The 26,799-nt window shown below is 49.5% G+C and carries 19 protein-coding genes; 16 read left to right on the forward strand and 3 right to left on the reverse strand.

Going from position 1 to position 26,799, the window contains the following annotated elements; translation table 11 throughout:
* Positions 1-73: 73 nt before the first annotated feature.
* Positions 74-2,833, reverse strand: a complete 2,760-nt coding sequence (gene barA, locus WBL83_RS06420; RefSeq protein WP_424588361.1) for a two-component sensor histidine kinase BarA — start codon at positions 2,831-2,833, stop codon at positions 74-76.
* A 61-nt stretch (positions 2,834-2,894) separates the two neighbouring features.
* On the opposite strand from barA, the gene rlmD reads away from it, so the two are divergent.
* The 9 genes from rlmD (at position 2,895) to queE (ending at position 14,425) form a co-directional block, all read left to right on the forward strand.
* Entirely contained in the window at positions 2,895-4,208 is a 1,314-nt protein-coding gene (gene rlmD / locus WBL83_RS06425) for a 23S rRNA (uracil(1939)-C(5))-methyltransferase RlmD (protein ID WP_424588362.1), read from the forward strand.
* Positions 4,209-4,377: 169 nt separating this feature from the next.
* Positions 4,378-6,606 carry a GTP diphosphokinase gene (relA, locus tag WBL83_RS06430; protein ID WP_424588363.1) on the forward strand — a complete coding sequence of 743 codons (2,229 nt, stop codon included), beginning with the start codon at positions 4,378-4,380 and terminating at the stop codon, positions 6,604-6,606.
* Between the two features lie 131 nt (positions 6,607-6,737).
* Entirely contained in the window at positions 6,738-7,214 is a 477-nt protein-coding gene (locus WBL83_RS06435; RefSeq protein ID WP_424588364.1) for an Hcp family type VI secretion system effector, read from the forward strand.
* Positions 7,211-8,011, forward strand: a complete 801-nt coding sequence (locus WBL83_RS06440; RefSeq protein WP_424588365.1) for a DUF4225 domain-containing protein — start codon at positions 7,211-7,213, stop codon at positions 8,009-8,011. Before WBL83_RS06435 ends, WBL83_RS06440 begins: the two co-directional genes overlap by 4 nt.
* 400 nt (positions 8,012-8,411) lie before the next feature.
* Positions 8,412-9,206, forward strand: coding sequence for a nucleoside triphosphate pyrophosphohydrolase (mazG, locus tag WBL83_RS06445; RefSeq protein ID WP_424588366.1), 795 nt, complete (start codon positions 8,412-8,414; stop codon positions 9,204-9,206).
* A gap of 225 nt (positions 9,207-9,431) precedes the next feature.
* A complete protein-coding gene (pyrG, locus tag WBL83_RS06450) occupies positions 9,432-11,072 on the forward strand; it encodes a glutamine hydrolyzing CTP synthase (protein ID WP_367594343.1) in 1,641 nt (546 codons plus the stop codon).
* 84 nt (positions 11,073-11,156) lie between these two features.
* Complete coding sequence (eno, locus tag WBL83_RS06455) at positions 11,157-12,461, forward strand: phosphopyruvate hydratase (RefSeq protein ID WP_183270441.1); 1,305 nt, start codon at positions 11,157-11,159, stop codon at positions 12,459-12,461.
* Positions 12,462-12,631: 170 nt separating this feature from the next.
* On the forward strand, positions 12,632-13,648 hold the full coding sequence (gene adhP / locus WBL83_RS06460) for an alcohol dehydrogenase AdhP (protein WP_424588367.1): 1,017 nt from the start codon (positions 12,632-12,634) through the stop codon (positions 13,646-13,648).
* A 105-nt stretch (positions 13,649-13,753) separates the two neighbouring features.
* Entirely contained in the window at positions 13,754-14,425 is a 672-nt protein-coding gene (queE, locus tag WBL83_RS06465; RefSeq protein WP_154152755.1) for a 7-carboxy-7-deazaguanine synthase QueE, read from the forward strand.
* 32 nt (positions 14,426-14,457) lie between these two features.
* Here the strand turns inward: queE and queD are convergent, their stop codons facing one another.
* Positions 14,458-14,820, reverse strand: a complete 363-nt coding sequence (queD, locus tag WBL83_RS06470) for a 6-carboxytetrahydropterin synthase QueD (RefSeq protein WP_172588727.1) — start codon at positions 14,818-14,820, stop codon at positions 14,458-14,460.
* A 301-nt stretch (positions 14,821-15,121) separates the two neighbouring features.
* On the opposite strand from queD, the gene cysJ reads away from it, so the two are divergent.
* From cysJ to WBL83_RS06505, 7 genes are all read left to right on the forward strand, one after another.
* Entirely contained in the window at positions 15,122-16,927 is a 1,806-nt protein-coding gene (gene cysJ, locus WBL83_RS06475) for an NADPH-dependent assimilatory sulfite reductase flavoprotein subunit (RefSeq protein ID WP_424588368.1), read from the forward strand.
* The gene (gene cysI / locus WBL83_RS06480) at positions 16,927-18,639 is read left to right on the forward strand and encodes an assimilatory sulfite reductase (NADPH) hemoprotein subunit (protein WP_424588369.1); all 1,713 of its coding nucleotides are present in this window, start codon (positions 16,927-16,929) and stop codon (positions 18,637-18,639) included. The genes cysJ and cysI overlap by 1 nt, the downstream gene beginning before the upstream one ends.
* A 113-nt stretch (positions 18,640-18,752) precedes the next feature.
* Positions 18,753-19,484, forward strand: a complete 732-nt coding sequence (gene cysH, locus WBL83_RS06485; protein ID WP_424588370.1) for a phosphoadenosine phosphosulfate reductase — start codon at positions 18,753-18,755, stop codon at positions 19,482-19,484.
* Between the two features lie 369 nt (positions 19,485-19,853).
* A complete protein-coding gene (manD, locus tag WBL83_RS06490; protein ID WP_424588371.1) occupies positions 19,854-21,071 on the forward strand; it encodes a D-mannonate dehydratase ManD in 1,218 nt (405 codons plus the stop codon).
* Positions 21,072-21,094: 23 nt separating this feature from the next.
* The gene (locus tag WBL83_RS06495) at positions 21,095-22,870 is read left to right on the forward strand and encodes a sodium:solute symporter family transporter (protein WP_424588372.1); all 1,776 of its coding nucleotides are present in this window, start codon (positions 21,095-21,097) and stop codon (positions 22,868-22,870) included.
* Between the two features lie 95 nt (positions 22,871-22,965).
* Positions 22,966-23,742 carry an SDR family NAD(P)-dependent oxidoreductase gene (locus WBL83_RS06500; RefSeq protein WP_424588373.1) on the forward strand — a complete coding sequence of 259 codons (777 nt, stop codon included), beginning with the start codon at positions 22,966-22,968 and terminating at the stop codon, positions 23,740-23,742.
* A gap of 166 nt (positions 23,743-23,908) precedes the next feature.
* Positions 23,909-24,604: a FadR/GntR family transcriptional regulator gene (locus WBL83_RS06505; protein WP_424588374.1), complete on the forward strand. Its 696-nt coding sequence runs from the start codon at positions 23,909-23,911 to the stop codon at positions 24,602-24,604.
* On the opposite strand, the gene WBL83_RS06510 is transcribed toward WBL83_RS06505, so the two are convergent.
* Positions 24,599-26,707 (reverse strand): heparinase II/III domain-containing protein, encoded by a 2,109-nt coding sequence (locus tag WBL83_RS06510; RefSeq protein ID WP_424588375.1) that lies wholly within the window; start codon positions 26,705-26,707, stop codon positions 24,599-24,601. The two genes, WBL83_RS06505 and WBL83_RS06510, sit on opposite strands and share 6 nt — an antisense overlap.
* Positions 26,708-26,799: the final 92 nt, after the last annotated feature.

Raw genomic sequence — 26,799 nt, forward strand, 5'->3', positions numbered from 1 at the left:
CGCAGCGCTTGCCCGCCCTACGAAAAATGTTTTTGTCAGATAAGCACAGCGTCATTCGATTTTAACGTCACGCTTATCCGAACAACCGCTGGGCTTCTTTCGACACATTATTCATCTCATCAAGTAGCTCAAACAGTTCAGGTTCCAGATCTTCCGGTTTCACGCCATTACGCAGTTGATGTTCCAGCGTCAGACACAGGTTTTTCAACCGCGGCACACCGCTGTAGCTACAACTGCCGTGAAGTTTATGAATGATATCAACCAATTTCTCCGGGTTTTCTCCGACCAGTTGTTCTTCAACGGTGTTACGTACTTCAGGTAAAAATGCCAACAGCATTTGAAGCAGATCGCGCGCCAGATCTGGCTTATTGGCCGCTTGTTGCAACGCCAGCGCCCAGTCGAGCGTCTGGTTTTGATTGCTGGTTTGCGTTGTGACTTCTACGTTTGCGGGCTGAGCGAGCGCGGTGATGGCACCCGGCTGATACCGTAGCAGCAGGCTATAGAGCTTTTTCTCTTCGATTGGCTTGGCAAGATAGTCATTCATGCCGGCACTCAGCAGTTTCTCTTTTTGCCCCGCCATGGCATGCGCTGTTACGGCGATGACCGGCGTTTGCTGGTGGTGCGGCATCTGGCGAATAACTTCGCAGGCGCGGATACCGTCCATTTCAGGCATTTGAATATCCATCAGGATGATGTCTATTTGCATCTGCTTCGCCCGCTCAATGGCTTGTAAGCCGCTGCCGCACAGCTCAACGTTTTGCACATGATCTTCGAGCAATGCGCCGATCAGTTTCAGGTTGGCCGGATTGTCATCCACCGCCATCACCGTAAGTGGCAGTTTTTTGTTTTCAACGTTATCTATAAGAGCCGGATGGGTATTGAATATGTGCTCAGCCAATAATGGCAGCAGACGTGGTGCGGTAACCGGCTTGAGCAAGCAGGCGGCAACACCCTCTTTTTTAAGCGACTCCGCATCTATCTGGCAATGACTTGGCAGCGCCAGAATCAGGCAGTCTGTCATGGTGACCGCTTTTGCCAGTTTTGGATTGGTAATAGAGAGCGTGTCGCGGAACGTAACCGGCATACCGAGCAGCATAATATCGTAGTGCGCTTCAGCGAGGGCGGTGAACGTTGGGCTATACACCACTTCAAGCGGCGTATTGGCTAAAATATTGAGCGTGCTTTGCGCCGCAGAAGCGTTTTGCTCGATATACGCAATGCGTTTGCCCGCCAGATTCTCAGTGGAATAACCGTCAAGCACCGCGTTAGGATTGAGATCCAGATTGATATAGAACCAGAAAGTAGAGCCTTGATTTGGCTGGCTATGGAACGAAATATCACCGCCCATTTCACTGACCAGTTTCTGGGTAATCACCAGCCCCAGCCCCGTACCGCCGTGACGCCGTGAAATACTGGCATCCGCCTGACGAAAAGCCTGGAACAGACGCGACTGTTCCTGCTCAGGAATGCCAATGCCGGTATCATGGATCCGCATCTCAACCTGAACTTTGTTGTTGCCTTGCGAGCGCTTCTCAACCACCAAATCAATATTGCCGCTCTCGGTAAACTTAATCGCGTTACCCACCAGATTGGTCACTACCTGCTGCAAGCGTAGTGGATCGCCAATCACGTTGTCCGGGACGTCATTTTTGATGTTTAACGTCAGCTCCAGACCTTTGTCATGAGCGGAGTGCGCCAGCAAAGTCACGACTTCATCGAGCGTATTACGCAGCGGGAACGGAATGCTTTCCAGAATCAGTTTACCTGCTTCCAGCTTAGAGAAATCCAGTACGTCATTGATGATGGTAAGCAGATTATTCGCCGAACGTTCAATGGTATACAGATGGTCACGCTGTGTGGCATTCAAATCTGTTTTCAGTGTCAAACGGGTAAAACCAATCACCCCATTGAGCGGTGTACGCAGCTCGTGGGACATATTCGCGAGGAACTCAGACTTAATACGAGCGGCTTCCTGAGCGCGTTTCTTGGCGAGATCCAGCTCAACGTTCTGGATTTCCATCTGCTCAAGCGTTTCGCGCAAGTCGGAGGTGGCCTGGTCAATATTGTGCTGCATCTCCTCGTGATAGGCGGTCAACGACATCGCCATCGAATTAATACCGTTTTTCAGCATATCTAATTCGCCGAGCATGAAACCTTCGACGCGGCTATCGAGTTGGCCGCGACGTATCCGGTCAACCGTGTTCACCATATTACGAATAGGTCCAGTCACATCGCGCATCAGACGATAGGCGAAGAGCATCGCGATACCGACGCAGAACAGCATCATCAAAGTCGAGATGAAAATTTCACGGTACTGCTGCAAACGCACTGATTTCAGATCGAGTTCAATCGCGACGTAGCCCAGCGAATTACCTGCCGGTTTCGCATCGGTCACTTCCGACTCGTCCGGTGAATAGCTCTCAGAAATAATGGGGGTGCGCAGAATTATTGAATCGCCATGCCGCGTGATGCTTAAACTGTGTGGTGGTTTTTCATTGTTCGGTAACTTCAAAGCCGAAGCATTGAGCTGATAATTGGAAGTGACAAACAGTTTGTTGTTTTCATCAAACACCGAAATTGCCCGCACAATATCGGAATGGCGGCGGTGCAACACGCTGACTAACTGGCGTATCGACTCGCGACTGTGAAAACTCATGCCATATTCGCTGGCGACGGCCAGAGGTTCGATAATGTTGGCACCAGAGTCTTCGAGCTGACGCTGCAGGTCGTTGTAGCGATGGACGACAAAAAAGATACTGAGCAATAAACCGATCATTAAAGTCGGGGCCAGAATCAGGATCATCATGCGTGCGCGCAGGCTGTAGTTGGTCATGGGGTTCCGATATGGGACAATTGAAGCAATAGTTAATATTTTTGAGAGAGCACTCAGGCTCATGGCGCAATTCTACTCTGCAAAGCGACGGGTTACGACTCGTCAAATCATAACCGTGAACGTTAATGACCTTGACCCGTTTGGTCAGGGCGTCGCACGTCATAACGGTAAAGCGCTTTTTATCCAGGGCGCACTGCCTGGCGAACAGGTTGAAGTCACGATTACTGAAGACAAACGTAACTTTGCTCAGGCTCGGGTGAAGCGACGCTTAAATGATAGCCCGCAACGTGTGGCTCCGCGTTGCCCGCACTTTGGCGTTTGCGGTGGTTGCCAGCAGCAACATGCCAGCGTCGAATTGCAGCAGCAAGCAAAATCCCGTGCGCTGGCGCGCATGATGGGAACGCGTGAAGCAGCAGCGGTGGTGGACGAAATAATTTCTGGTTCTCCATGGGGTTATCGTCGACGCGCGCGCTTAGGGTTGAATTACCAGCCTAAAACGCAAACCTTACAGATGGGTTTTCGCAAATCCCAGGACAGCGCACTGGTGAATATTCACCAGTGCCCGGTTCTGGCGCCCCAACTTGAGGCATTACTGGAACCCTTGCACCATTGTCTGTCTGAATTAAAAGCGGTGCGTCGTTTAGGCCATGTTGAACTGGTGCTGGCAGATAATGGTCCGCTGATGGTGCTGCGTCATTTAGATGCCCTTCATGACGATGATCGGCAAAAACTGGAACGCTTTTCGCATTCTACAGGCGTCGCGCTGTTTTTAGCCCCGGACAGTGAGACACTAACCGCGTTGAGTGACGATGAACCCTGCTATCACTCAGACGGGCTACGCTTAACGTTCAGTCCGCGTGATTTCATTCAGGTTAATGACGGCGTGAATCAGCAAATGGTTGCCCGTGCCGTGGAGTGGCTGGATATTCAGCCCTCTGACCGGGTGCTGGATCTGTTCTGCGGAATGGGAAACTTTACGCTTCCGCTCGCCACACGCGCTGAAAGTGTCGTTGGGGTGGAAGGCGTTGCTGCGCTGGTGGCGAAAGGTGAATATAATGCAGAATGTAATTCGCTGAAAAATGTCACATTCTTTCATGAAAACCTGGAAGATGATGTGACTCGTCAACCCTGGGCTGCCCAGGGTTTTGACAAAATATTGCTCGACCCCGCGCGAGCGGGTGCAGCAGGCGTTATGCAGCATGTGATTGCACTTGCACCGAAGCGAGTGGTCTATGTTTCATGTAATCCGACCACGCTTGCCCGAGACAGTGAGGCATTGTTAGCTGCGGGGTACCAAATTCAGCGGCTAGCAATGCTCGATATGTTTCCCCACACTGGGCACCTTGAGTCAATGGCGCTCTTTGAGCGCGTTTAAGCAGTTAATCAGGCCGTGCGGCATGACTAATACCTAATAGATTTCAAGGAGCAGGAAGGCGGCAAACGAGTCAATCCCGATGAGCTTACTTCTGTAAGTGGTTCGGGTGAGCGTGAGCAGCTAACGCACCTGCAGCTTGAAAGATGAAGGGTATACACAGGAGAGGACAATGGTTGCGGTAAGAAGTGCACATCTCAATAAAGCTGGCGAATTTGCGCCCGATAGATGGATTGCTAGCCTCGGGATCACCAACCAGCAGTCATGTGAACGCTTAGCCGAAACCTGGCGGTATTGCGAGCAACAGACCAAAGGCCATCCAGACGCGGAATTGCTGTTGTGGCGCGGCGTCGAGATGGTGGAAATCCTGTCTATGCTGAGCATGGACAACGATACCCTGCGAGCCGCATTACTTTTCCCTCTTGCCGACGCAGGCGTGGTCACCGAAGAGGTGATGCGCGAAAGCATTGATAGCCAGGTCGTGACGCTGATTCACGGCGTGCGTGATATGGCCGCAATCCGCCAGCTTAAAGCCGCGCATACCGATTCAGTTTCTGCTGAACAGGTCGATAACGTACGTCGCATGTTGTTGGCGATGGTGGACGATTTCCGTTGCGTGGTGATCAAACTCGCCGAGCGTATCGCTCACCTGCGTGAAGTAAAAGATGCGCCGGAAGACGAGCGCGTTCTGGCTGCAAAAGAGTGTACCAATATCTATGCGCCGCTCGCTAATCGTCTGGGTATTGGTCAGCTAAAATGGGAGCTGGAAGATTACTGCTTCCGCTATCTGCATCCTGCGGAATACAAACGCATCGCAAAATTGCTGCACGAGCGGCGTATCGACCGTGAGCATTACATTGATGAGTTTGTCAGCGCGCTGCGCAAATCGATGAAAGAAGAGGGCGTGAAGGCTGAAGTGTATGGCCGCCCGAAACACATCTACAGCATCTGGCGCAAGATGCAGAAAAAATCCCTCGCCTTTGATGAGCTGTTTGATGTGCGTGCCGTGCGCGTGGTGGCTGAACGTTTGCAGGATTGCTACGCAGCACTGGGCATCGTACACACCCATTATCGCCATATGCCTGACGAATTTGATGATTACGTCGCCAACCCAAAACCCAACGGTTACCAGTCGATTCATACCGTGGTGCTGGGGCCAAACGGCAAGACAATCGAAATCCAGATTCGTACCAAGCAGATGCATGAAGAGTCAGAACTCGGCGTTGCGGCGCACTGGAAATACAAAGAGGGCAACGCACGTAGCGGTAGTACCGGCCATGAAGACCGCATTGCGTGGCTGCGTAAGCTGATTGCCTGGCAAGAAGAGATGGCCGATTCCGGCGAGTTGCTGGATGAAGTCCGCAGCCAGGTATTTGATGATCGCGTGTATGTGTTTACTCCTAAAGGTGACGTGGTGGACTTACCGGCAGGCTCCACGCCGCTGGACTTTGCTTACCACATTCACAGTGATGTCGGGCACCGTTGCATCGGTGCGAAAATAGGTGGGCGCATTGTGCCGTTTACCTATCAGCTGCAAATGGGCGATCAGATTGAAGTCATCACCCAGAAACAGCCGAACCCGAGCCGTGACTGGCTGAACCCTAACCTGGGCTACATCACCACCAGCCGTGGGCGCGCTAAAATCCACAACTGGTTCCGTAAACAGGACCGGGACAAGAACATACTGGCCGGACGCCAAATCCTTGATGATGAAATTGAGCATCTGGGTATCAGCCTGAAAGAGGCTGAGAAATCGCTGTTGCCGCGTTATAACTTCAATGAAGTTGAAGAATTATTAGCGGCGATTGGCGGCGGTGATATTCGTCTTAACCAGATGAGCAACTACCTGCAATCGCAGTTTAACAAGCCAACGGCGGCTGAACAGGATGAACAAGCCCTTCGTCAACTGGAGAAAAAGTCTTACACGCCGCAATCGCGCAGCAAAGATAACGGACGCGTAGTGGTGGAAGGCGTTGGCAACCTGATGCATCACATTGCACGTTGCTGCCAGCCGATTCCGGGGGACGAAATTGTTGGTTTTATTACTCAGGGGCGCGGTATTTCCATTCACCGGGCAGACTGCGACCAGCTTGCCGAACTGCAATCCCACGCGCCGGAACGTATCGTTGATGCGGTATGGGGAGAAAGCTACTCCAGCGGTTATTCGCTGGTGGTGCGTGTCACCGCCAACGATCGCAGCGGCCTGTTGCGCGATATCACGACCATTCTGGCGAATGAAAAGGTGAACGTGCTAGGCGTTGCCAGTCGCAGCGATACCAAACAACAACTGGCGACCATCGATATGAATATCGAAATCTACAACCTGCAGGTGCTGGGTAGGGTATTAGGCAAACTGAATCAGGTGCCTGATATTATCGACGCCAGGCGATTGCACGGCTGATAAAATTTTAATATTGCAGCGGAAGTATTTCCGCTGCTTATTTCAAATGCTTAATCATATATCTTTATGCCGTTGTTTTTTCTTATGAACTGAGTAAAGTAAATGCTTCGTGTTCACTTAAAGGATTAACCATGGCACATTCTATTTATATGAGTCTGTCAGGTAATAAACAGGGCCTTATTTCACAAGGTTGTTCATCGGTAGAATCTATTGGTAACAGATGTCAGCTATCTCATGCGGATCAAATCCAACTTCTTTCTTTCAAACATCATATTCTTTGCGATGAAAATGTTAACCACCTCCCTGTCACGCTGATAAAAGCCATTGATAAAGCGACACCGTTATTGGGAGTAGCAATATCTCATCAGGAAGAGTTAACGCTCGTTATCGATTTTTATCGCACGGCATCACATGGACGGCAGGAAAAATATTTCACCATAAAAATTAATCGCGCAGTCATTGTTGAGATGTATATTGATTATCCACACTCAGTAACGCAAAGCGAGGTTCAGCCTGAGGAGGTTATTTCGCTGCGCTATAACGATATTACCTGGGAACACCATGCGGCTGGTACTTGCGGGTATAGTTTCTGGGAAGACCGGGTATGATACTTTCAAGTTTGTCCTTTAATGCCGAAAATAGTTTCTCTTTACAGAGCTTACGTCGGTTATCGCTAAAGCTTAAAAATTTGGCTGAGCATATGGCGAGAAATTATCTGCGAGGACTATTAATAAAACGCCGCTTTTTGGCAGAAGTTGAGCAATTAATATCTCAGAGTGAAACTGCTTTTGTCGAGGGCCGAATAGATTTGAATGCTGCAACGTATTTCTTGCAGCAAGAGTATAACTATCTCAAAAAAGCCAGTGACGATCTCTCTGCTCAGCGAGTGCAACAGTGGGTTATTATTGAGGCTGAAAAAGAAGCTGAGGTTGAGCGTAACGGGTGGAAAAAATTAGTTATTAAACAGATTGGTTTTGTAGGAGGTGGAACGCAAATTCTAGCTGGATATGGTGCTTGTGCGGGGACGTTAGGGCTAGGTTGTGCAGCGTTTGGAGGAACTCTTATTGCCCACGGTACAAATAATATGTATGAAAATGGATATTATTTGTTATATCGAAAAGAAAAAGTCGGTTATGTGAAACAAGTGTATCAGATCGTTGCAAAAGAAGCGGGGTTTACTGAAAAACAGGGCCAGAATGCTTTTGCTGTGGTTGACCTTGGGTTATCGGCTAAAGGGCTATTTGGAAAGGCTATCAAACCCGATGCCAGAAGAATTTTTAATTATATAAACGCCGATAAAATTATGGGCTGGAAAAAGATGACGAAAAAGGAGTTATTTATTGAACTGGCTAATGATGCAATTACTTTATCTGGCATCAGTGGTGAGGTAGATGATGACAAATAATATTCTTTTTCTATTATGCTATTTGTTAACATCGTTGACATTTTTAGCTATTCAGACGCTTTGTTTTTTTTATTCCATCCGATTCAGCAAAAGCAATCTTTTGACCTACACCTATGTATTAGTTAGCGTGATTTTTATTGCGTTTCAAGTAGCTTTAGCCCGGGATGGTAAGTTTCCCTTCGGACTGCTATCGGAACAGAATTTATATGTTGATACCCTGATAAGAGATATTGCAATGGTTTTTGGACTGACGCATATCGCCTTTTTTTACTTGCTGAATATGCTGGCTAACAAAAAAAGAGATTGGCTAAAATAGTGAACCGTTTGGGATATCAACCTTGAAACATGAAGCGACTATTTGGTATAGATACCCGCAAATTTGCCAAAAAGTAGAGCTAGCATGTCCTCTCAAATTACCCGCCTTCTGGGCATCATGAAGCGCCTGCGTGACCCGGAAACAGGTTGCCCGTGGGATAAAGAACAAACCTTCGCCACCATCGCTCCCTACACCCTGGAAGAAACTTACGAAGTACTTGATGCCATCAACCGCGAAGATTTTGATGATCTACGCGGAGAATTAGGCGATTTACTGTTTCAGGTAGTGTTTTACGCGCAGATGGCTCAGGAAGAAGGGCGCTTTAATTTCGACGATATCTGCGAGGCGATAAGCGACAAACTTGAACGTCGTCACCCTCATATATTTGCCGATGCTACCGCTGAAAACAGCACCGAAGTGTTGACGCGCTGGGAACAAATCAAATCCGATGAACGTGCTGAAAAAGCACAGCATTCTGCCGTTGACGATATTCCTCATGCTTTGCCCGCATTAATGCGAGCGCACAAAATCCAGAAACGTTGCTCCACGGTCGGTTTTGACTGGACCACACTTGGCCCGGTTTTAGACAAAGTTTATGAAGAGATCGACGAAGTGATGCATGAGGCGAAACAAGCCGTCGTCGATGAAGCAAAACTGGAAGAAGAAGTCGGCGATTTATTGTTCGCAACCGTCAATCTGGCTCGCCACTTAGGCACCAAAGCTGAAACGGCATTACAAAAAGCCAACCTGAAATTCGAGCGTCGTTTCCGCGAAGTGGAACAAATTATTGCCGGACAAGGGATGAAAATGGAGCAAGCAACGCTCGAACAGATGGAAAATGCCTGGCAGCAAGTTAAACGCAAGGATTCTGATATCTAACGTGTTTTTTGGCTCAGGCGCACGTTATGGCAATTTCAATTTAACAAGCGCTTGATTTACGTCAAAAACATTTACGCCAAACGGGCTATTTTCAGTGCCCTGACAAAGCGCGAGGTCAGGGCTTTGCAGACAGAATGAAAGTTTGTGGCGCCGATACTGTTCGGGTATACTACTTTCCCGTCCTGGTACTTCCATCGTCTTTAAACCTAACTCTTCAGGTTCAGCATGACAACGAACTATATTTTTGTGACCGGCGGGGTCGTTTCCTCTCTGGGTAAAGGCATTGCCGCAGCCTCCCTCGCAGCTATTCTCGAAGCCCGTGGCCTCAACGTATCCATCATGAAACTCGATCCGTACATTAACGTCGATCCGGGTACCATGAGCCCTATTCAACATGGGGAAGTGTTCGTTACAGAAGACGGCGCTGAAACCGACCTGGATTTAGGTCACTACGAGCGTTTCATTCGCAACAAAATGACGCGTCGTAACAACTTCACCACTGGCCGTATTTACTCAGAAGTTCTGCGTAAAGAACGTCGTGGCGATTACCTGGGCGCGACCGTTCAGGTTATTCCACACATCACGAACGCAATCAAAGAACGCATCCTTGAAGGTGGCGAAGGCTACGATGTCGTATTGGTTGAAATCGGCGGTACTGTAGGTGATATCGAATCCCTGCCGTTCCTCGAAGCGATTCGTCAGATGGCTGTTGAAGTGGGTCGTGAGCACACTCTGTATATGCACCTGACTCTGGTGCCGTACATGGCTGCTGCCGGTGAAGTGAAAACTAAACCGACCCAACACTCTGTAAAAGAACTGCTTTCTATCGGTATCCAGCCAGATGTGCTGATCTGCCGTTCTGACCGCGTTGTTCCGGCAAATGAACGTGCGAAAATTGCATTGTTCTGTAACGTCCCGGAGAAAGCGGTTATTTCTCTAAAAGATGTCGATTCCATCTATAAAATTCCAGGCCTGTTGAAATCACAGGGTTTGGACGATTATATTTGTAAACGATTCAGCTTGAACGTTCCTGAAGCTAACTTGTCCGAATGGGAACAAGTTATTTACGAAGAAGCGAATCCGACAAGCGAAGTTACGATTGGTATGGTCGGCAAGTACATTGAACTGCCAGATGCCTACAAATCTGTCATTGAAGCGTTGAAACACGGTGGTTTGAAAAATCGCCTGACCGTTAACATCAAGCTAATTGATTCGCAGGATGTTGAAACTCGCGGTGCTGAAGAAGTGCTGAAAGGATTGGATGCTATCCTTATCCCTGGCGGTTTCGGTTACCGTGGTGTGGAAGGCAAAATCGCCACCGCGCGCTATGCTCGTGAGCAGAACATTCCTTACCTGGGTATTTGCTTAGGTATGCAGGTTGCGCTGATCGAGTTTGCACGAAACGTTGCAGGTATGGCTAACGCCAACTCAACTGAATTTGTGCCAGACTGTAAATACCCGGTGGTCGCCTTAATCACCGAGTGGCGAGATGAAGAAGGTAACGTTGAAGTTCGTACTGAAAAGAGCGACTTGGGCGGTACTATGCGTCTTGGCGGCCAGCAGTGTCAGTTGACCGATGGTAGTCTGGTGCGCCAGATGTACGGTGAACCGACAATCGTTGAACGTCATCGCCATCGTTATGAAGTCAACAACATGTTGTTGAAGCAAATTGAAACAGCAGGTCTGCGCGTTGCGGGCCGTTCCGGTGATGACCAACTGGTAGAAATCATCGAAGTGCCAAATCATCCGTGGTTTGTTGCTTGCCAGTTCCACCCGGAATTTACGTCGACTCCACGTGATGGCCACCCACTGTTTGCAGGCTTTGTTAAAGCTGCCGGTGAGTACCAGAAGCGTCAGGCGAAGTAAGCAGAGAGTTAGAACGACAACGCGCGAATGTTTCGCGCGTTGTTTGTCTGGAGTTTTAGTTTAACTTGTACTGAGGAAAATCTAATGTCCAAAATCGTTAAAGTCATCGGTCGTGAAATCATCGACTCCCGTGGTAACCCGACTGTTGAAGCTGAAGTTCATCTGGAAGGCGGTTTCGTAGGTATGGCTGCTGCACCATCAGGTGCTTCAACTGGTTCCCGCGAAGCGCTGGAACTGCGCGATGGCGACAAATCTCGCTACCTGGGCAAAGGCGTTCTGAAAGCCGTTGCTGCAGTTAACGGCCCGATCGCTGCGGCTGTAACTGGTAAAGATGCGAAAGACCAGGCAAACATCGATAAAATCATGATCGACCTGGACGGTACCGAAAACAAATCCAACTTCGGCGCTAACGCAATCCTGGCTGTTTCTCTTGCTGCTGCTAAAGCTGCTGCTGCCTCTAAAGGCCTGCCGCTGTATGCACACATCGCTGAACTGAACGGCACTCCAGGCAAATTCTCTATGCCACTGCCTATGATGAACATCATCAACGGTGGCGAGCACGCTGATAACAACGTTGATATCCAAGAGTTCATGATCCAACCAGTTGGCGCGAAAACTCTGAAAGAAGCCATCCGTATGGGTTCTGAAGTTTTCCACACTCTGGCAAAAGTTCTGAAATCTAAAGGCATGGGTACTGCTGTTGGTGACGAAGGTGGCTATGCGCCAAACCTGGGTTCCAACGCTGAAGCACTGGCTGTAATCGCTGAAGCGGTTAAAGCTGCAGGCTACGAGCTGGGTAAAGATATTACTCTGGCTATGGACTGTGCTGCTTCTGAATTCTACAAAGACGGTAAATACGTTCTGGCTGGCGAAGGCAACAAAGCTTTCACCTCTGAAGAATTCACTGCATTCCTGGAAGATCTGACCAAACAGTACCCAATCGTTTCTATCGAAGACGGTCTGGACGAGTCTGATTGGGATGGCTTCGCGCACCAGACTAAAGTTCTGGGCGACAAAATCCAGTTGGTTGGTGACGATCTGTTCGTAACTAACACCAAAATCCTGAAAAGAGGTATCGACAACGGTATCGCTAACTCCATTCTGATCAAATTCAACCAGATCGGTTCTCTGACCGAAACTCTGGCTGCGATCAAAATGGCGAAAGATGCTGGCTACACTGCAGTTATCTCTCACCGTTCAGGCGAAACTGAAGACGCTACCATCGCTGACCTGGCTGTTGGTACTGCTGCAGGCCAGATCAAAACTGGTTCTATGAGCCGTTCTGATCGTGTTGCTAAGTACAACCAGCTGATTCGTATCGAAGAAGCACTGGCTGCACAGGGCACACCAGCTCCGTTCAACGGTCTGAAAGAAGTTAAAGGTCAGTAATTCGTTACTGCTTTAAATTCTTACAAAAAACCCGCTTCGGCGGGTTTTTTTATTTCTATTTTTGTAGGCTCCTGAACACTTTACGTATCCTTTGACCAGTAGAGTTTGCGGATCCCTGGCCTGTCGACCAGGCTTACGGGGACTTTTCACTCACAGGTCAGGAGACCGACATGAAAGCAGCAGTTGTGAATAAAGACCACTCTGTAGGGATCATTGATAAACCCGTTCGCGCCCTTCAACACGGCGAGGCATTGCTGACAATGGAATGTTGTGGCGTATGCCATACCGATTTACATGTAAAAAACGGAGATTTTGGTGACGTAACAGGCATTACGCTTGGGCATGAAGGCATTGGCGTGGTGAAGACTGTTGGTCCGGGTGTGACTTCCCTGAAAGTGGGTGACCGCGCAAGTGTTGCCTGGTTCTTCCGAGGATGCGGAAATTGCGAATACTGTAACACCGGCAACGAAACCCTGTGTCGTAGCGTCACTAACGCGGGTTATACCGCCGATGGTGGTATGGCTGAGGAGTGTATCGTTGTCGCTGATTACGCGGTAAAAGTCCCTGATGGTCTTGAATCTGCTGCAGCCAGTAGTGTGACTTGTGCAGGTGTCACCACTTATAAAGCGGTGAAAGTTTCGCACATCAAACCGGGCCAGTGGATTGCGATTTATGGCTTAGGCGGCCTGGGTAACCTCGCGTTGCAATACGCTAAAAATGTGTTTAATGCCAAAGTGATAGCCGTTGACGTGAATGATGCTCAGTTAGATTTCGCCAAACAGTCCGGGGCGGATTTAGTCATCAACTCACGCACTGAAGATGCGGCCAAAGTCATCCAGGAGAAAGTAGGGGGCGCACATGCGGCGGTAGTGACAGCCGTGGCGAAAGAGGCATTCAACTCAGCTGTCGACGCCGTTCGTGCAGGCGCGCGCATTGTGGCGGTAGGTTTGCCATCTGATTCCATGAGCCTGAACATTCCACGCCTGGTTCTCGATGGTATCGAAGTAGTAGGTTCTTTAGTCGGAACGCGCCATGATTTAGCGGAAGCTTTCCAGTTTGCTGCCGAAGGGAAAGTGGTGCCTAAAGTCACCATGCGCCCACTGGAAGATATCAATGCCATTTTCAAGGAAATGGAAGAGGGTAAAATCAAAGGCCGTATGGTGATTGATTTTAAAACGAAGAAGTAAGCATTGTAGATAACTTAAATTGGCCGGGATAATCCCGGCCATTTGCATGATCTCAACCGCCACATCTGCGATAATTACTCTTTAGACCTATTATCAGAGATGACTATGCAGTACCCGATTAACGAGATGTTCCAGACCCTGCAAGGGGAGGGCTATTTTACTGGTGTGCCCGCCATCTTCATTCGCCTGCAAGGCTGCCCTGTGGGCTGCGCGTGGTGCGATACCAAACACACCTGGGATAAACTCGCAGATCGTGAAGTCTCACTGTTCAGTATTCTCGCTAAAACGAAAGAGAGCGATAAATGGGGTAATGCCAGCGCAGAAGATCTGCTGGCAATATTCCAGCGTCAGGATTATACCGCACGCCACGTGGTGATCACTGGAGGGGAACCGTGCATTCACGATCTCACGCCGCTCACATCACTGTTTGAGCACCACGGTTATAGCTGCCAGATTGAAACCAGCGGCACGCACGAAGTGCGTTGCACTGCGGGAACCTGGGTAACGGTTTCCCCGAAAGTGAATATGCGTGGTGGCTACGATGTGCTGTCTCAGGCTCTGGAACGTGCAGACGAGATTAAGCATCCAGTGGGTCGCATGCGTGATATTGAAGCGCTCGACGAATTGCTGGCCACTCTGGTGGATGATAAAAAACGCATTATCGCGCTTCAGCCTATCAGCCAGAAAGAAGATGCAACGCGCCTGTGTATCGAAACCTGTATCGCCCGTAACTGGCGGCTATCGATGCAGACGCATAAGTATTTGAATATCGCTTAAAACAAAAAAGGCACCTTTACGGTGCCTTTCTTTTAACCTTTATACACGCAACCGGCGGTACAAGTTTCTTTGACCATGACCGCACTCAGCAGCGGAACAATCGGTTTCATTTCGTCCCAAATCCATTTAGCCAGGACTTCGCTGGTTGGATTCTCAAGACCTGGAATATCATTCAAATAGTAATGATCCAGACGGTCATAGGTCGGCTTAAACGCGGCCTTCAGCTCTGAAAAATCCATTATCCAGCCGGTATACGGATCAACCTCGCCAGTGATTTCCAGGCGCACCATAAAGGAATGGCCATGTAAGCGACCGCACTTGTGGCCTTCAGGAACATGTGGCAGGTGGTGAGCGGCTTCGAAGGTAAAATCTTTAAACAGGGTGGTGGTCATTATTACTTTCTCTGTAGGGCGAAAAACCGCCGCATAGTACCGGAATCCACTATTTTGCGCATTAACTTAAATCATGCCCTTGGCGTAAATCCCCGGCTCCCCTCTTATTTTCTATTTTATCTTTTGTTTTTCATTGGCTTAGCTAACCACTTTTAACGTTATGAATTACCCGTAAAAGCGGTTAGTCATTTTGGTTATTTGTTATTTCTATCCCTTCTTTAATTGTTACTATCGCTCTGGTTAACCTTACCTTATTGCCGTTTATCCGTTGAAAACGGACCTTTGCTACTGGAACTCACAACGCATGACAACTCAGGCTCCACCGACCGCATTGCTGCCGCTAACTCCGGAGCAACTGGCACGCCTCCAGGCGGCGACGACAGATTTCTCACAGACTCAATTGGCCTGGTTATCCGGCTATTTTTGGGGAATGATCAATCAACAACCGGGCACGGTTGCTGCGGCACAGCCCGCTGCGGCTGAAGTTCCGGTGATTACGCTGATTTCAGCATCTCAAACCGGTAACGCGCGCCGTGTGAGCGAACAACTGCGCGACGATTTGCTGGCGGCGAAATTAAACGTCAACCTGGTGAATGCGGGCGACTATAAATTCAAACAAATTGCCCAGGAAAAATTGCTGATTGTCGTGACCTCCACCCAGGGTGAAGGTGAGCCGCCAGAAGAAGCCGTCGCGCTGCACAAGTTCTTGTTCTCTAAAAAAGCACCGAAACTTAATGGTACAGCCTTTGCTGTATTTAGCCTGGGTGACACTTCTTACGAATTCTTCTGCCAGTCCGGTAAAGACTTTGACACTAAACTCGCGGAATTAGGCGGTGAACGCCTTTTAGACAGGGTTGATTGCGACGTCGAGTTCCAGCCAGCAGCACTTACCTGGCGCGCCAACATTGTTGAAGTCCTCAAATCTCGCGTGCCGACTGAATCACCAGCACAAGCGGCAGTGACGGCAACAGGCGTGACCAACGAAATCTTCACCAGCCCATACACAAAAGAAGCGCCGCTCGTTGCGTCACTGGCGGTGAACCAGAAAATTACTGGCCGTGACTCGGAAAAAGACGTGCGCCATTTTGAAATCGATCTTGGCGATTCAGGTCTGCGCTACCAACCAGGTGACGCGCTTGGCGTCTGGTATCAAAACTGCCCTGCATTAGTGAAAGAGCTGGTTGAACTGCTATGGCTAAAAGGTGATGAGAGCGTCACCGTCGATGGCAAAACGTTGTCACTGAGCGAAGCGCTGGAGTGGCATTTCGAGCTGACGATTAACACCGGCAACATTGTTGAGAAGTACGCGCAACTCACGCGCAATGCCACATTGCTGGATCTGGTGGGCGATAAAACTAAACTGCAGCACTTTGCCCAGAGCACGCCAATTGTCGACATGGTGCGTTACGCGCCAGCGGAATTGACCGCCGGGCAGTTGATTGAGTTGCTGCGCCCGCTGACCCCGCGCCTGTATTCCATCGCCTCATCTCAGGCTGAAGCGGAAAGCGAAGTACATATTACGGTTGGCGTGGTGCGTTATGACATCGAAGGTCGTGCCCGTACCGGTGGCGCATCTGGTTTCCTGGCTGACCGGCTTGAAGAAGATGGCGAAGTGCGCGTGTTCATTGAACATAACGATAACTTCCGTCTGCCCGCTAATCCGGAAACGCCGGTCATTATGATTGGCCCTGGGACGGGTATCGCGCCATTCCGCGCGTTTATGCAGCAGCGTGAAAACGACGGTGCAACCGGTAAAAACTGGCTGTTCTTCGGCAACCCGCATTTTACCGACGATTTCCTCTATCAGGTTGAATGGCAGCGTTACGTCAAAGACGGCCTGCTGACTCATATCGACCTCGCCTGGTCTCGCGACCAGGAACATAAAATATACGTACAAGATAAACTGCGCGAAAAAGGCGCGGAACTGTGGAACTGGATCAAAGACGGTGCCCACATTTACGTCTGCGGCGATGCAAATCGCATGGCAAAAGACGTTGAGCATGCATTACTGGAAGTGGTAGCCGAGTTTGGTGGTATGGACACTGAAACGGCCGATGAATTTTTAAGTGAGCTGCGCGTTGAGCGCCGTTATCAGCGAGATGTCTACTAATGAGCGAAAAACACCCAGGACCATTAGTGGTCGAAGGCAAACTGTCTGACGCCGAGCGTCTGAAACGCGAAAGCAATTATTTGCGCGGCACCATCAAAGAAGATTTGCAGGATGGGCTGACGGGCGGCTTCAGAGGCGATAACTTTTTGCTGATCCGCTTCCACGGCATGTACCAGCAAGACGACCGTGATATCCGTGCTGAACGTGCGGAGCAAAAACTCGAACCGCGCCACGCCATGATGCTGCGCTGCCGTCTGCCGGGTGGGATTATCACCACTGAGCAATGGCGCGCCATTGATAAATTTGCCGAAGACAAAACCATTTACGGCAGCATTCGTCTGACTAACCGCCAGACTTTCCAGTTCCACGGCATTCTGAAAAAGAACGTGAAACCGGCACACGAAATGCTGCATGAAGTAGGACTTGATGCGCTGGCGACCGCTAATGACGTAAACCGCAACGTACTGTGTACGTCGAACCCGGTGGAGTCTGAGTTACATCAGGAAGCTTACGAGTGGGCGAAAAAGCTCTCCGAACACTTGCTGCCGCGCACTCGTGCTTACGCTGAAATCTGGTGGGATCAAGAGAAAGTTGCGACCACTGACGAAGAGCCGATCCTCGGTGAAACGTATTTGCCGCGTAAGTTTAAAACCACGGTCGTCGTACCCCCGCAGAACGATGTCGATCTTCATGCCAATGACATGAACTTCATCGCCATTGCAAAAGACGGCAAGTTGGTGGGCTTCAACCTGTTGGTGGGCGGCGGTTTGTCCATCGAACACGGTAACAAAGCGACCTATGCGCGTACCGCGAGCGAGTTTGGTTACATTCCACTTGAGCACACGCTGGCGGTGGCGGAAGCCGTTGTGACCACACAGCGTGACTGGGGTAACCGTACCGATCGTAAAAACGCTAAAACCAAATACACCCTTGAGCGCGTTGGCGTTGACGTGTTTAAAGCCGAAGTTGAACGTCGTGCCGGCATCACCTTTGAACCGACTCGCCCGTATGAATTTACAGGACGTGGCGATCGCATTGGTTGGGTAAAAGGTGTTGATAATAAATGGCACCTGACGCTGTTTATCGAAAACGGTCGTATTCTGGATTATCCGGATCGTCCGCTGAAAACAGGTTTGATGGAGATCGCGAAGATCCACAAAGGTGACTTCCGCCTGACCGCGAACCAGAACCTGATCGTCGCGGGAGTACCAGAAGCCGAAAAAGCAGCAATCGAGAAGATCGCCAAAGAAAGCGGCTTGATGAACGCCGTGAAACCGCAGCGTGAAAACTCGATGGCGTGTGTTTCCTTCCCGACCTGCCCACTGGCGATGGCTGAAGCTGAACGCTTCCTGCCGCAGTTTGTGACCAAAGTTGAAGAAGTGCTGGAAAAACACCACGTGCCGGATGAACACATCGTCACGCGCGTAACCGGCTGCCCGAACGGCTGTGGCCGTGCAATGCTGGCGGAAATCGGCCTGGTAGGGAAAGCGCCTGGACGCTACAACCTGCACATCGGCGGTAACCGTATCGGCACGCGTATCCCGCGTATGTATCGTGAAAATATTACTGAGCCAGAGATTCTTGCATCCATTGATGAACTGGTTGGACGCTGGTCGAAGGAGCGCGAAGGGGATGAAGGCTTCGGCGATTTCACCATTCGTGCCGGGATTATCCGTCCGGTGCTGGATCCCGCTCGGGACTTGTGGGACTAACGTTACCGTTATTGTCGGATGACGCTACGCTTATCCGACCGACTAAAATCAATTGTAGGGTGGATAAGCCGCAGGCGTCATCCACCATGATTTAAGAAAAAAGCGAGGAACGTATGACCGTACTCGATCTAAAAGCGTTAAATGATCTGCCAAAAGTTGAGCGCGTGATGGCGTTGGCCGAGGTCAATAGCCAGCTCGAAAAACTCACTGCTGAGCAGCGTGTAACCTGGTCGCTGGAAAATTTGCCGGGCGAATTTGTGCTGTCCTCAAGCTTTGGCATTCAGGCGGCGGTTTCGCTGCACCTGGTGACCCAACAGTTTCCGGATATTCCGGTGATACTCACCGATACCGGTTATCTGTTCCCGGAAACCTACCAGTTTATCGATGAACTGACCGACAAACTGAAGCTGAACCTGAAAGTATTTAGTGCTAAGGAAAGTGCGGCCTGGCAGGAAGCGCGCTACGGTAAATTGTGGGAGCAGGGCGTTGAAGGCATTGAAAAATACAATGACATCAACAAAGTCGAACCTATGAATCGTGCGCTGCGTGAACTAAATGGCCAAACCTGGTTTGCGGGTTTGCGCCGCGAACAGTCAGGTAGCCGGGCGAATTTACCGGTGCTGGCGATTCAGCGTGAAGTGTTTAAAATCCTGCCGATCATCGACTGGGACAACCGCACCGTTTACCAGTATCTGACTGCCAATGGCCTGAAATACCACCCATTGTGGGATCAGGGCTATCTCTCGGTGGGCGACACCCATACCACACGTAAGTGGGAAGAAGGCATGGCAGAAGAAGAAACCCGCTTCTTTGGATTGAAACGTGAATGCGGGTTGCACGAATAAATTTCTGAAAGTTTGAGAATGAATGAGCCTTTCACGTAATTGTGAAGGGCTTTTTTATTGGTGCAGGAAAAATAAAATTCTCATTAGTCATACTAATTGATTCGCGGCGCTTCACCAATCTGCAAATTATCCCACCCAGTTGGTTCTTTTTTGTTTTTAATTCATTCATTTTAATCAATGTGTTAGTGGTTTATCTGCCGTTTTGTTCCATTAAATGCGCTTAAGTTTACCTTTTGGCAACAAAATACCACCTTTTTGTTTACTTTAAAATTACGACATTGTTCACAAAATGCACCAGGCATAAATACTATAGTAATACAAATAGAGCAGCCCACAGACCTGTCTTTTCTCTACCCTACGAGAGTCACTATGAAGATCGAACGTATAAAAGTACTGGTGAGCCGGCCTGGACGAAATTTTGTTACGGTCAAAATCGAAACGGACGAAGGAATTTATGGTGTGGGTGATGCCACATTAAATGGCAGGGAAATGGCTGTCGCCGCCTACCTTGAAGAACACATTGCACCGTGTTTAATCGGCAAGGATCCGCGCAACATCGAAGATATCTGGCAATACCTGTATCGTGGAGCTTACTGGCGCAAAGGGCCGGTCACCATGACGGCAATTGGCGCGATAGATATGGCGTTGTGGGATATTTTAGGTAAACACGCAGAATTGCCGGTCTGGCAACTGTTGGGAGGCAAAAGCCGCCAGGGTGTGACAGTTTATGTCCATGCAAATGGTGAAAGCATCGACGAAGTGATGGATAACACGGCGAATTTTATCGAGCAGGGCTACAAAGCGATTCGCCTGCAATGTGCTATCCCTTCAACCAAAGGCACTTACGGTACGCTGGAAGGGAAGAAGAATTACTTCGAGCTACAGGGAAATCGCCCGTTGCCGCCAGAACAGACGTGGTCAACGCGAAAGTATATGAATTTCATACCGGAATTATTCAAAGTTGCTCGTGAGCGCTTTGGTTATGGTATTGATTTATTACATGATGTTCATAGCCGCCTGACGCCGATTGAAGCAGCACGTCTCGGGAAATTGCTTGAGCCTTATGATCTGCTGTTTTTGGAAGACACGGTTACTGCAGAAAACCCGGCGGGATATTCCATCATTCGCCAACACACCACCACGCCGTTGGCTGTGGGGGAAATATTTAACACCATTTGGGATGCGAAAGCGTTAATTGAAACTCAGTCGATAGACTATATCCGTACGGCGGTATCGCATGGTGGTGGAATTACCCCGATGCGTAAACTCAGTGCTTTCGCAGATCTTTATCACGTAAAAATGGCACCGCATGGTGCACCGGATTTATCACCGATATCAACAATGGCTCATCTGCATCTTAATAGTTGGGCACCGAATTTTGGTATTCAGGAATTTGTAGGTTTTGGTACGCCAGAATTAAATGCAATTTTCAAATATGAATACTCCCTCAAGGATGGAATGTTATTGGTTTCTGATAAACCAGGTTTAGGAATTGATATAGATGAAGACGCGATGGGGAATTATCCCTATGTCAGATCTTATCTTCCTGTTAGCCGCCTGGAAGATGGAACACTCTGGAACTGGTAAACCTCTGACCTAAGGGTACGATTATGATCTATGATACCGCTGTAATTTGTGGTTATTTTATCTTAATGGTGTTGATCAGCTTTATATTTAAAAAGATGGCCAGTAAATCCTCCAGTGACTATTTCCGTGGCGGTGGCCGAATGTTGTGGTGGATGGTAGGTGCCACTGCGTTTATGACCCAGTTCAGTGCCTGGACATTTACCGGAGCCGCTGGGAAAGCCTTCAGTGATGGCTTTATGGTCGCGGCAATATTCCTTGGAAACACCATTGCCTATGGGATTTCATGGTTATGGTTTGCTAAACGTTTTCGCCAGGCTCGCGTCGATACGGCAACAGAAGTTATTCGCCATCGCTTTGGCGCGCAGAATGAACACTTCTTTACCTGGGTGATTATTCCACTCAGTATTCTGAGCGGTGCGGTAATGATGAACGCGCTGGCAATATTTGTCAGCACGGTATTTAAATGGGATCTCTCGATAACAATTTGGGTTACCGGGATTGTAGTGTTAATGATCTCATTGTTGAGTGGTGCCTGGGGTGTGGTTGCCTCTGACTTTGTGCAAACATTAATTGTCGCCGTAATTTCTATTGCCTGTGCCATTGTTGCCTTGTTTAAAATCGGCGGTCCGGTAAATATGGTAACCCATTTCCCTTCCGGTTTCGTTATGGGGCCGAATATGAATTATGGTGTTGTCATATTAGGCTCGGTGATTTTCTTTATTGTTAAGCAGTTGCAGAATATTAATAATATGCAGGACTCTTATCGTTTTCTTAATGCGAAAGACTCTAAGAATGCGCAAAAAGCGGCATTCTTTGCCATGATATTAATGGCTGTCGGGACGTTAATTTGGTTTATTCCACCATGGGTATCCGCGAGCCTTTATCCGGATGCTACCGCTCAATATGCTGCATTAGGTAATAAAGCCTCCGATACCATCTATTTAAGCTTTGTCGAACGTGCAATGCCTGCCGGGACTGTCGGTTTATTAGTGGCTGGTTTATTTGCGGCCACCATGTCCACGATGGACCCTGCGCTGAATCGCAATAGTGGCATTTTCGTGCGCAGTTTCTGGGTGCCAGTGGTTTGTCGACACAAGAAGATAAGCGACCGTGCTGAGCTTTTTGCCGGGAAAATGTTCTGTATTGTTAATGGCTTGCTGGTGATTATCGTTTCACTGTTCTTCAGCCATCTTGAAGGAATGAGCTTGTTTGATCTGATGATGTCGGTGTCGACGCTTGCTCAGGCTCCACTGCTGGTGCCGCTATTCTTCGGTATGTTCATCAAACGGACTCCGCCCTGGGCGGCATGGGGTACGGTGGTATTCGGCATCTTTGTTTCATGGATGTGTATGGATGTGCTGACGTCGAAAGCGCTGGGGCAGTTACTGGGCATTACGTTTACCAAGCGTGAACTGAGCGAAATCAATGTCATTATTAACATCATCGCGCATCTGGTGCTGACAGGTGGATTCTTTATCTTCACTAAATTGTTCTACCGCGAAACGTCCTACTCCGCAAAAGAGCAGCATCAGATTCAAACCTTCTTTAAAAACATCGAAACCGAAGTGGTGGAAGATGAGGAACAGCAAGGGTTTGATCGTCTGCAACGCGAAAAAATCGGCTTCATTACGATGCTGATGAGTGGTGGGATGCTGTTGATGGTGCTGATCCCTAACCCGATGTGGGGAAGATTATTGTTCCTGGGCTGCGCCGCCGCGGTATTCCTGGTGGGCTATTTATTACGCCTGAGTTGTCGTGTTCAACAGGATTCGCCGCAACAGGTTAAAGATCCATTCTGACTCGCAAAAGCGCCTTTCGCCAGGCGCTTTTAGTTTTCATGTTGAGATTTGATTGGTAGTATTTGTAATACTAAATGACAAATAGAGGTGATCCGATGTTTTCTGATTTACGGAACAAACGAGTGTTAATCACTGGTGCATCAGCGGGTGTTGGTCTGGCAGCGGCAGAAGCTTTTTTGCGCTGTGGCGCGAAAGTGGGTATCAACGGCCGTCGTTCACCGCAGGAAATGGAGAAGCAACTGCTCGAGCTGCGCGCACAGGGAGGTGAAGTCAGTTATTTTCAGGCCGATCTCACCCAATCTTCTGCCTGCCAGCAGTTGGTCAGCTCTTTTGTCGAACAGTTTGGTGGCCTTGATGTGCTTATCAACAATGCCGGTGGATTAGGTGGGCGCTCTGGGCTCGAAGGCATTGACGATGAGTTCTACGACATGGTGATGGATCTCAATGCCCGTTCGGCATTAATGATGACCAAATATGCGATTCCTCATCTTCGTGAGTCCGCAAAATCCAGCGGTGAAACCGCTTGTGTCATCAGCACTGGCTCAATTGCAGGGCGTGAAGGTGGGGGTATCGGTGCCGGGATTTACGCAGCATCGAAAGCCTGGTTACACGACATTCATCGCAACTGGGTAAAAGAGTTCACCAAAGACAATATCCGGTTCAACATTGTCTCGCCTGGCACTATTGATACCGCCTTCCATGAAGATAAACCGCAGGAGTTACGCGACAAGATTGCCGGTTCTATCGCGATGGGGCGCTTTGGCCGCAGCGAAGAGGTTGCACCGAGCTTCTTGTTCTTCGCTTCTCACCAGATGAGCGGCTACATCACCGGGCAGATTTTGGATGTGAATGGCGGACAGATGGCACCGTGATGTCCTAAGCGTGTTTTGCAGGGGAGGGATGTCTTAACGCATCCCCCTTTGATTGCCGTTCTGGCGGAGCCAGCTGCTTAACCGCCTGACAAAGAATGTCCCACTTAGCCGCTCTTTAGATTAGTGGTACACTAACTCCCTTCCTTTTTTCAGGTATGACAAAAGCATGCAATTCACAACCATTGCCACAACGCAACGCGGTCTGGATGGACTTATTGCCAGCGATATCGCACGCAAAATTCTTTCCGGGCAACTGTTGCCAGGTGATATTTTGCCCAGCGAAGTGGAGCTTTGTGAACAATTTGGTGTGAGCCGTACGGCATTACGTGAGGCGCTCAAACTCGTCTCATCGAAAGGATTGCTGGAGTCTCGTCCGAAAGTCGGGACACGCGTTCGTCCGCGTAATAACTGGAACATTCTTGATGTCCAGTTGCTTGAGTGGATGAATGGCATGGAAGGCACACTGGAAATGTATCACCAGTTTCTCGAGTTCCGTCGCGTGATTGAGCCGCATGCTACAAGGCTTGCCGCGATAAATGCGACTAGCGAGCAACGTATTGAGCTTTCCCGTATCCATGAAGAGATGTGTACCGTAGCGAAGGACTTCGACCCGGATCATTGGGTTGATGTGGATACGCGTTTCCACCGGGCGATTTTCCTCGCGTCGGGTAACTGCTTTTATGCCCCGTTTGGCAATGTTCTGACGACCGTGTTTAAGTGGTTTATCAGCCACTCGTCTAAAGAAGGCGGCATGTGTCTGGAAGACCACCACCGCATCTATCGTGCCATTATGATTGGCGACGGTGACGCCGCCTATGAAGCGTCCCTGGCCTTGATGACTGCCAGTAAGCACCGTTTATAAAACTTTCACGGTAAACTGCCCTTGTCCTGGGCGGTTATCCACGCTTATCTCCAGCGCTTCACCGTCAACGAAACTGATAACCACTTTGGTTTGGGCAGCCATATCGTGCTCAAGCACCTCGATTCGTTTCATATGCCCACGTGCATTTCTCGATATTTCAGTCGCCTCATCAAAATAGCCATGGCTTTCAATCACGGTTGCGAACAGCACGTCATTGCCATGAGTGCGCCATAACCACGCCGGTTCAACACGTAAATTAAACTGCGGATCGCTGGCACCCGTTTGCGCGACAATCAACTCGCCTCCGTTTGGCATGGCTCCTGTCGCGCTGTAAAAAGTATCGCCATCAAGCCAGGTCAGCTGCGCATTTTCACCTGCTTCAATTTGGCTGCGTGCGCAATCCCATAAATGCTGATACCCGTTAGCTTTGCCTAATGGATGCCATGATTTCGCATAATCCAACGGTGAAGAAGTATTGATGAGCTGCCCACGCCCATGCAGGCAATAGTCATACTGATGTTGCCCGGCGCTGCTTAAACTGTACAGATCGAGGAGTAGAGGTTTTTCGCACTGCGGTATGTTGAGCATCAGCACCGTGCGTTGCTGATTCACGTCTGGCCAGTAATTAAAGCAACGTGCACTCATGCCCTGTCCGAATGGATGGTTGGTAATAAAGAAGTGCGTTTCACCGTGGTGCAACGCTGCCTGGTCTTTATCGAATTGATGCTGGCAGCCTTCATCCACCACGACGGTATTGTGGGCGAGGGTCTGCTTACAGTAACTGTTGTTTTCCGGGATGTAGCGCCCGCCAAATTTAGGTTCAATGTTGACCCAGCGACCAAAACCGTAATCGCGCAGGAACTCACGACCGCGATTGTATAAGCTCAGATGTAGCCCATCGAAATGCCCATGATTTAACGCCGAATGCATGCCAGCGATATTGCCGTGACCACCCCAATACAGCAGCGCCATATTGTCATCCTGCTGGTTATCCTGCACGCGTAACAAGCCGATTGCACCGCGTTCCCCGTGCTGGCCGTCTCTGATTAATTGACTCGGCCAGGGCGAAGCCTGAACTTGCGCCGTTTCCAGATGGTCTGCCAGGAGCAAAGCCCCTCGACCCGGCCAGACGGTTGCCTGGAAGCGCGCTAATTCAGCCAGATGGGAGTCTGCGCCGTAATGTTGCCAGCAAAGACTTACCGCCATAACGGCGCCTTCATCGCGTAAATCCATTGTCTTAGAGGCGTCATTTAAAGCCGGGAGTGTGCCGTCCGGAAATGCCAGGGCAAATAAGGTGTAGCAGGCGCGCTTAATCAGGCACTCCTGATATTGCCAGATATTGAGTTCAGGCTGGCGACGGGATATCGCTTCGGCTAACAGTAAGAGAGGACGCAGAGCAAAGCGCTGGTAGTAAAGTCCTTCGATGTAGTAGCCATCTATGGAGAAAAGCTGATCGAGTTGCGCGAAGAATCCGCCGCTTTTGCTATTTCGCGCCAAACCATAAAGAGAATTCAGCACCATCTCTTTATCGTCAAGCACGTAGCCACAGATCGCCACCGCCGCAACTGACCACATACCATGGTTATGCACAATATCGAAGGTCGCGGCATGAGTGTGCATGGCATCGTGCGCCATCAGGCGAAGTAAATTGCTTTCGATATGCCTGATTTGTTCAGATGTGCATTCGGGTTTTACGCAGTGCCAGGCTTCTGCGGCATACAGTAAAAACATATGTTCGTTGAGCGTCTGGTGAAATAACCGGCCCGGCGGATTACTGTCATGGCTGATGGCATCGCCTAGTTGTGGATAGCGGTCGGCATAAGCGCTGAGGATCTCAATCACGGCATCTTTATAACCTCGGTCTTGTGTTATCAGCCACAGACGACCCGCCAGATTCATCATCTGGTAATTGAATTTGTGCTGCATATGTTCCGGTCCGCCACCTTCACCGTGTCCGGGTACCGATAGCGGAGTCTTCAACCATTGCTCTACTTGCTGTTGCTGATGACGCAAGGTGTGGCCCAATAACGTGTTGCACTTTAAATGGGCGCGCAGAGCTGTGGCATCGTCGTTATCGATAAAGAGTGGGGAACAGGTAGACATAGCATTCTCTCTGATACTTATTAGTATGACTATTTAAGTGGGTCAACTTGAGAATTGTCCAGATCAAAGCGTAAATTTGGTTGTTGGAAGGT

Source organism: Buttiauxella sp., from assembly GCF_049686335.1.
Taxonomy (GTDB): Bacteria; Pseudomonadota; Gammaproteobacteria; order Enterobacterales; family Enterobacteriaceae; genus Buttiauxella.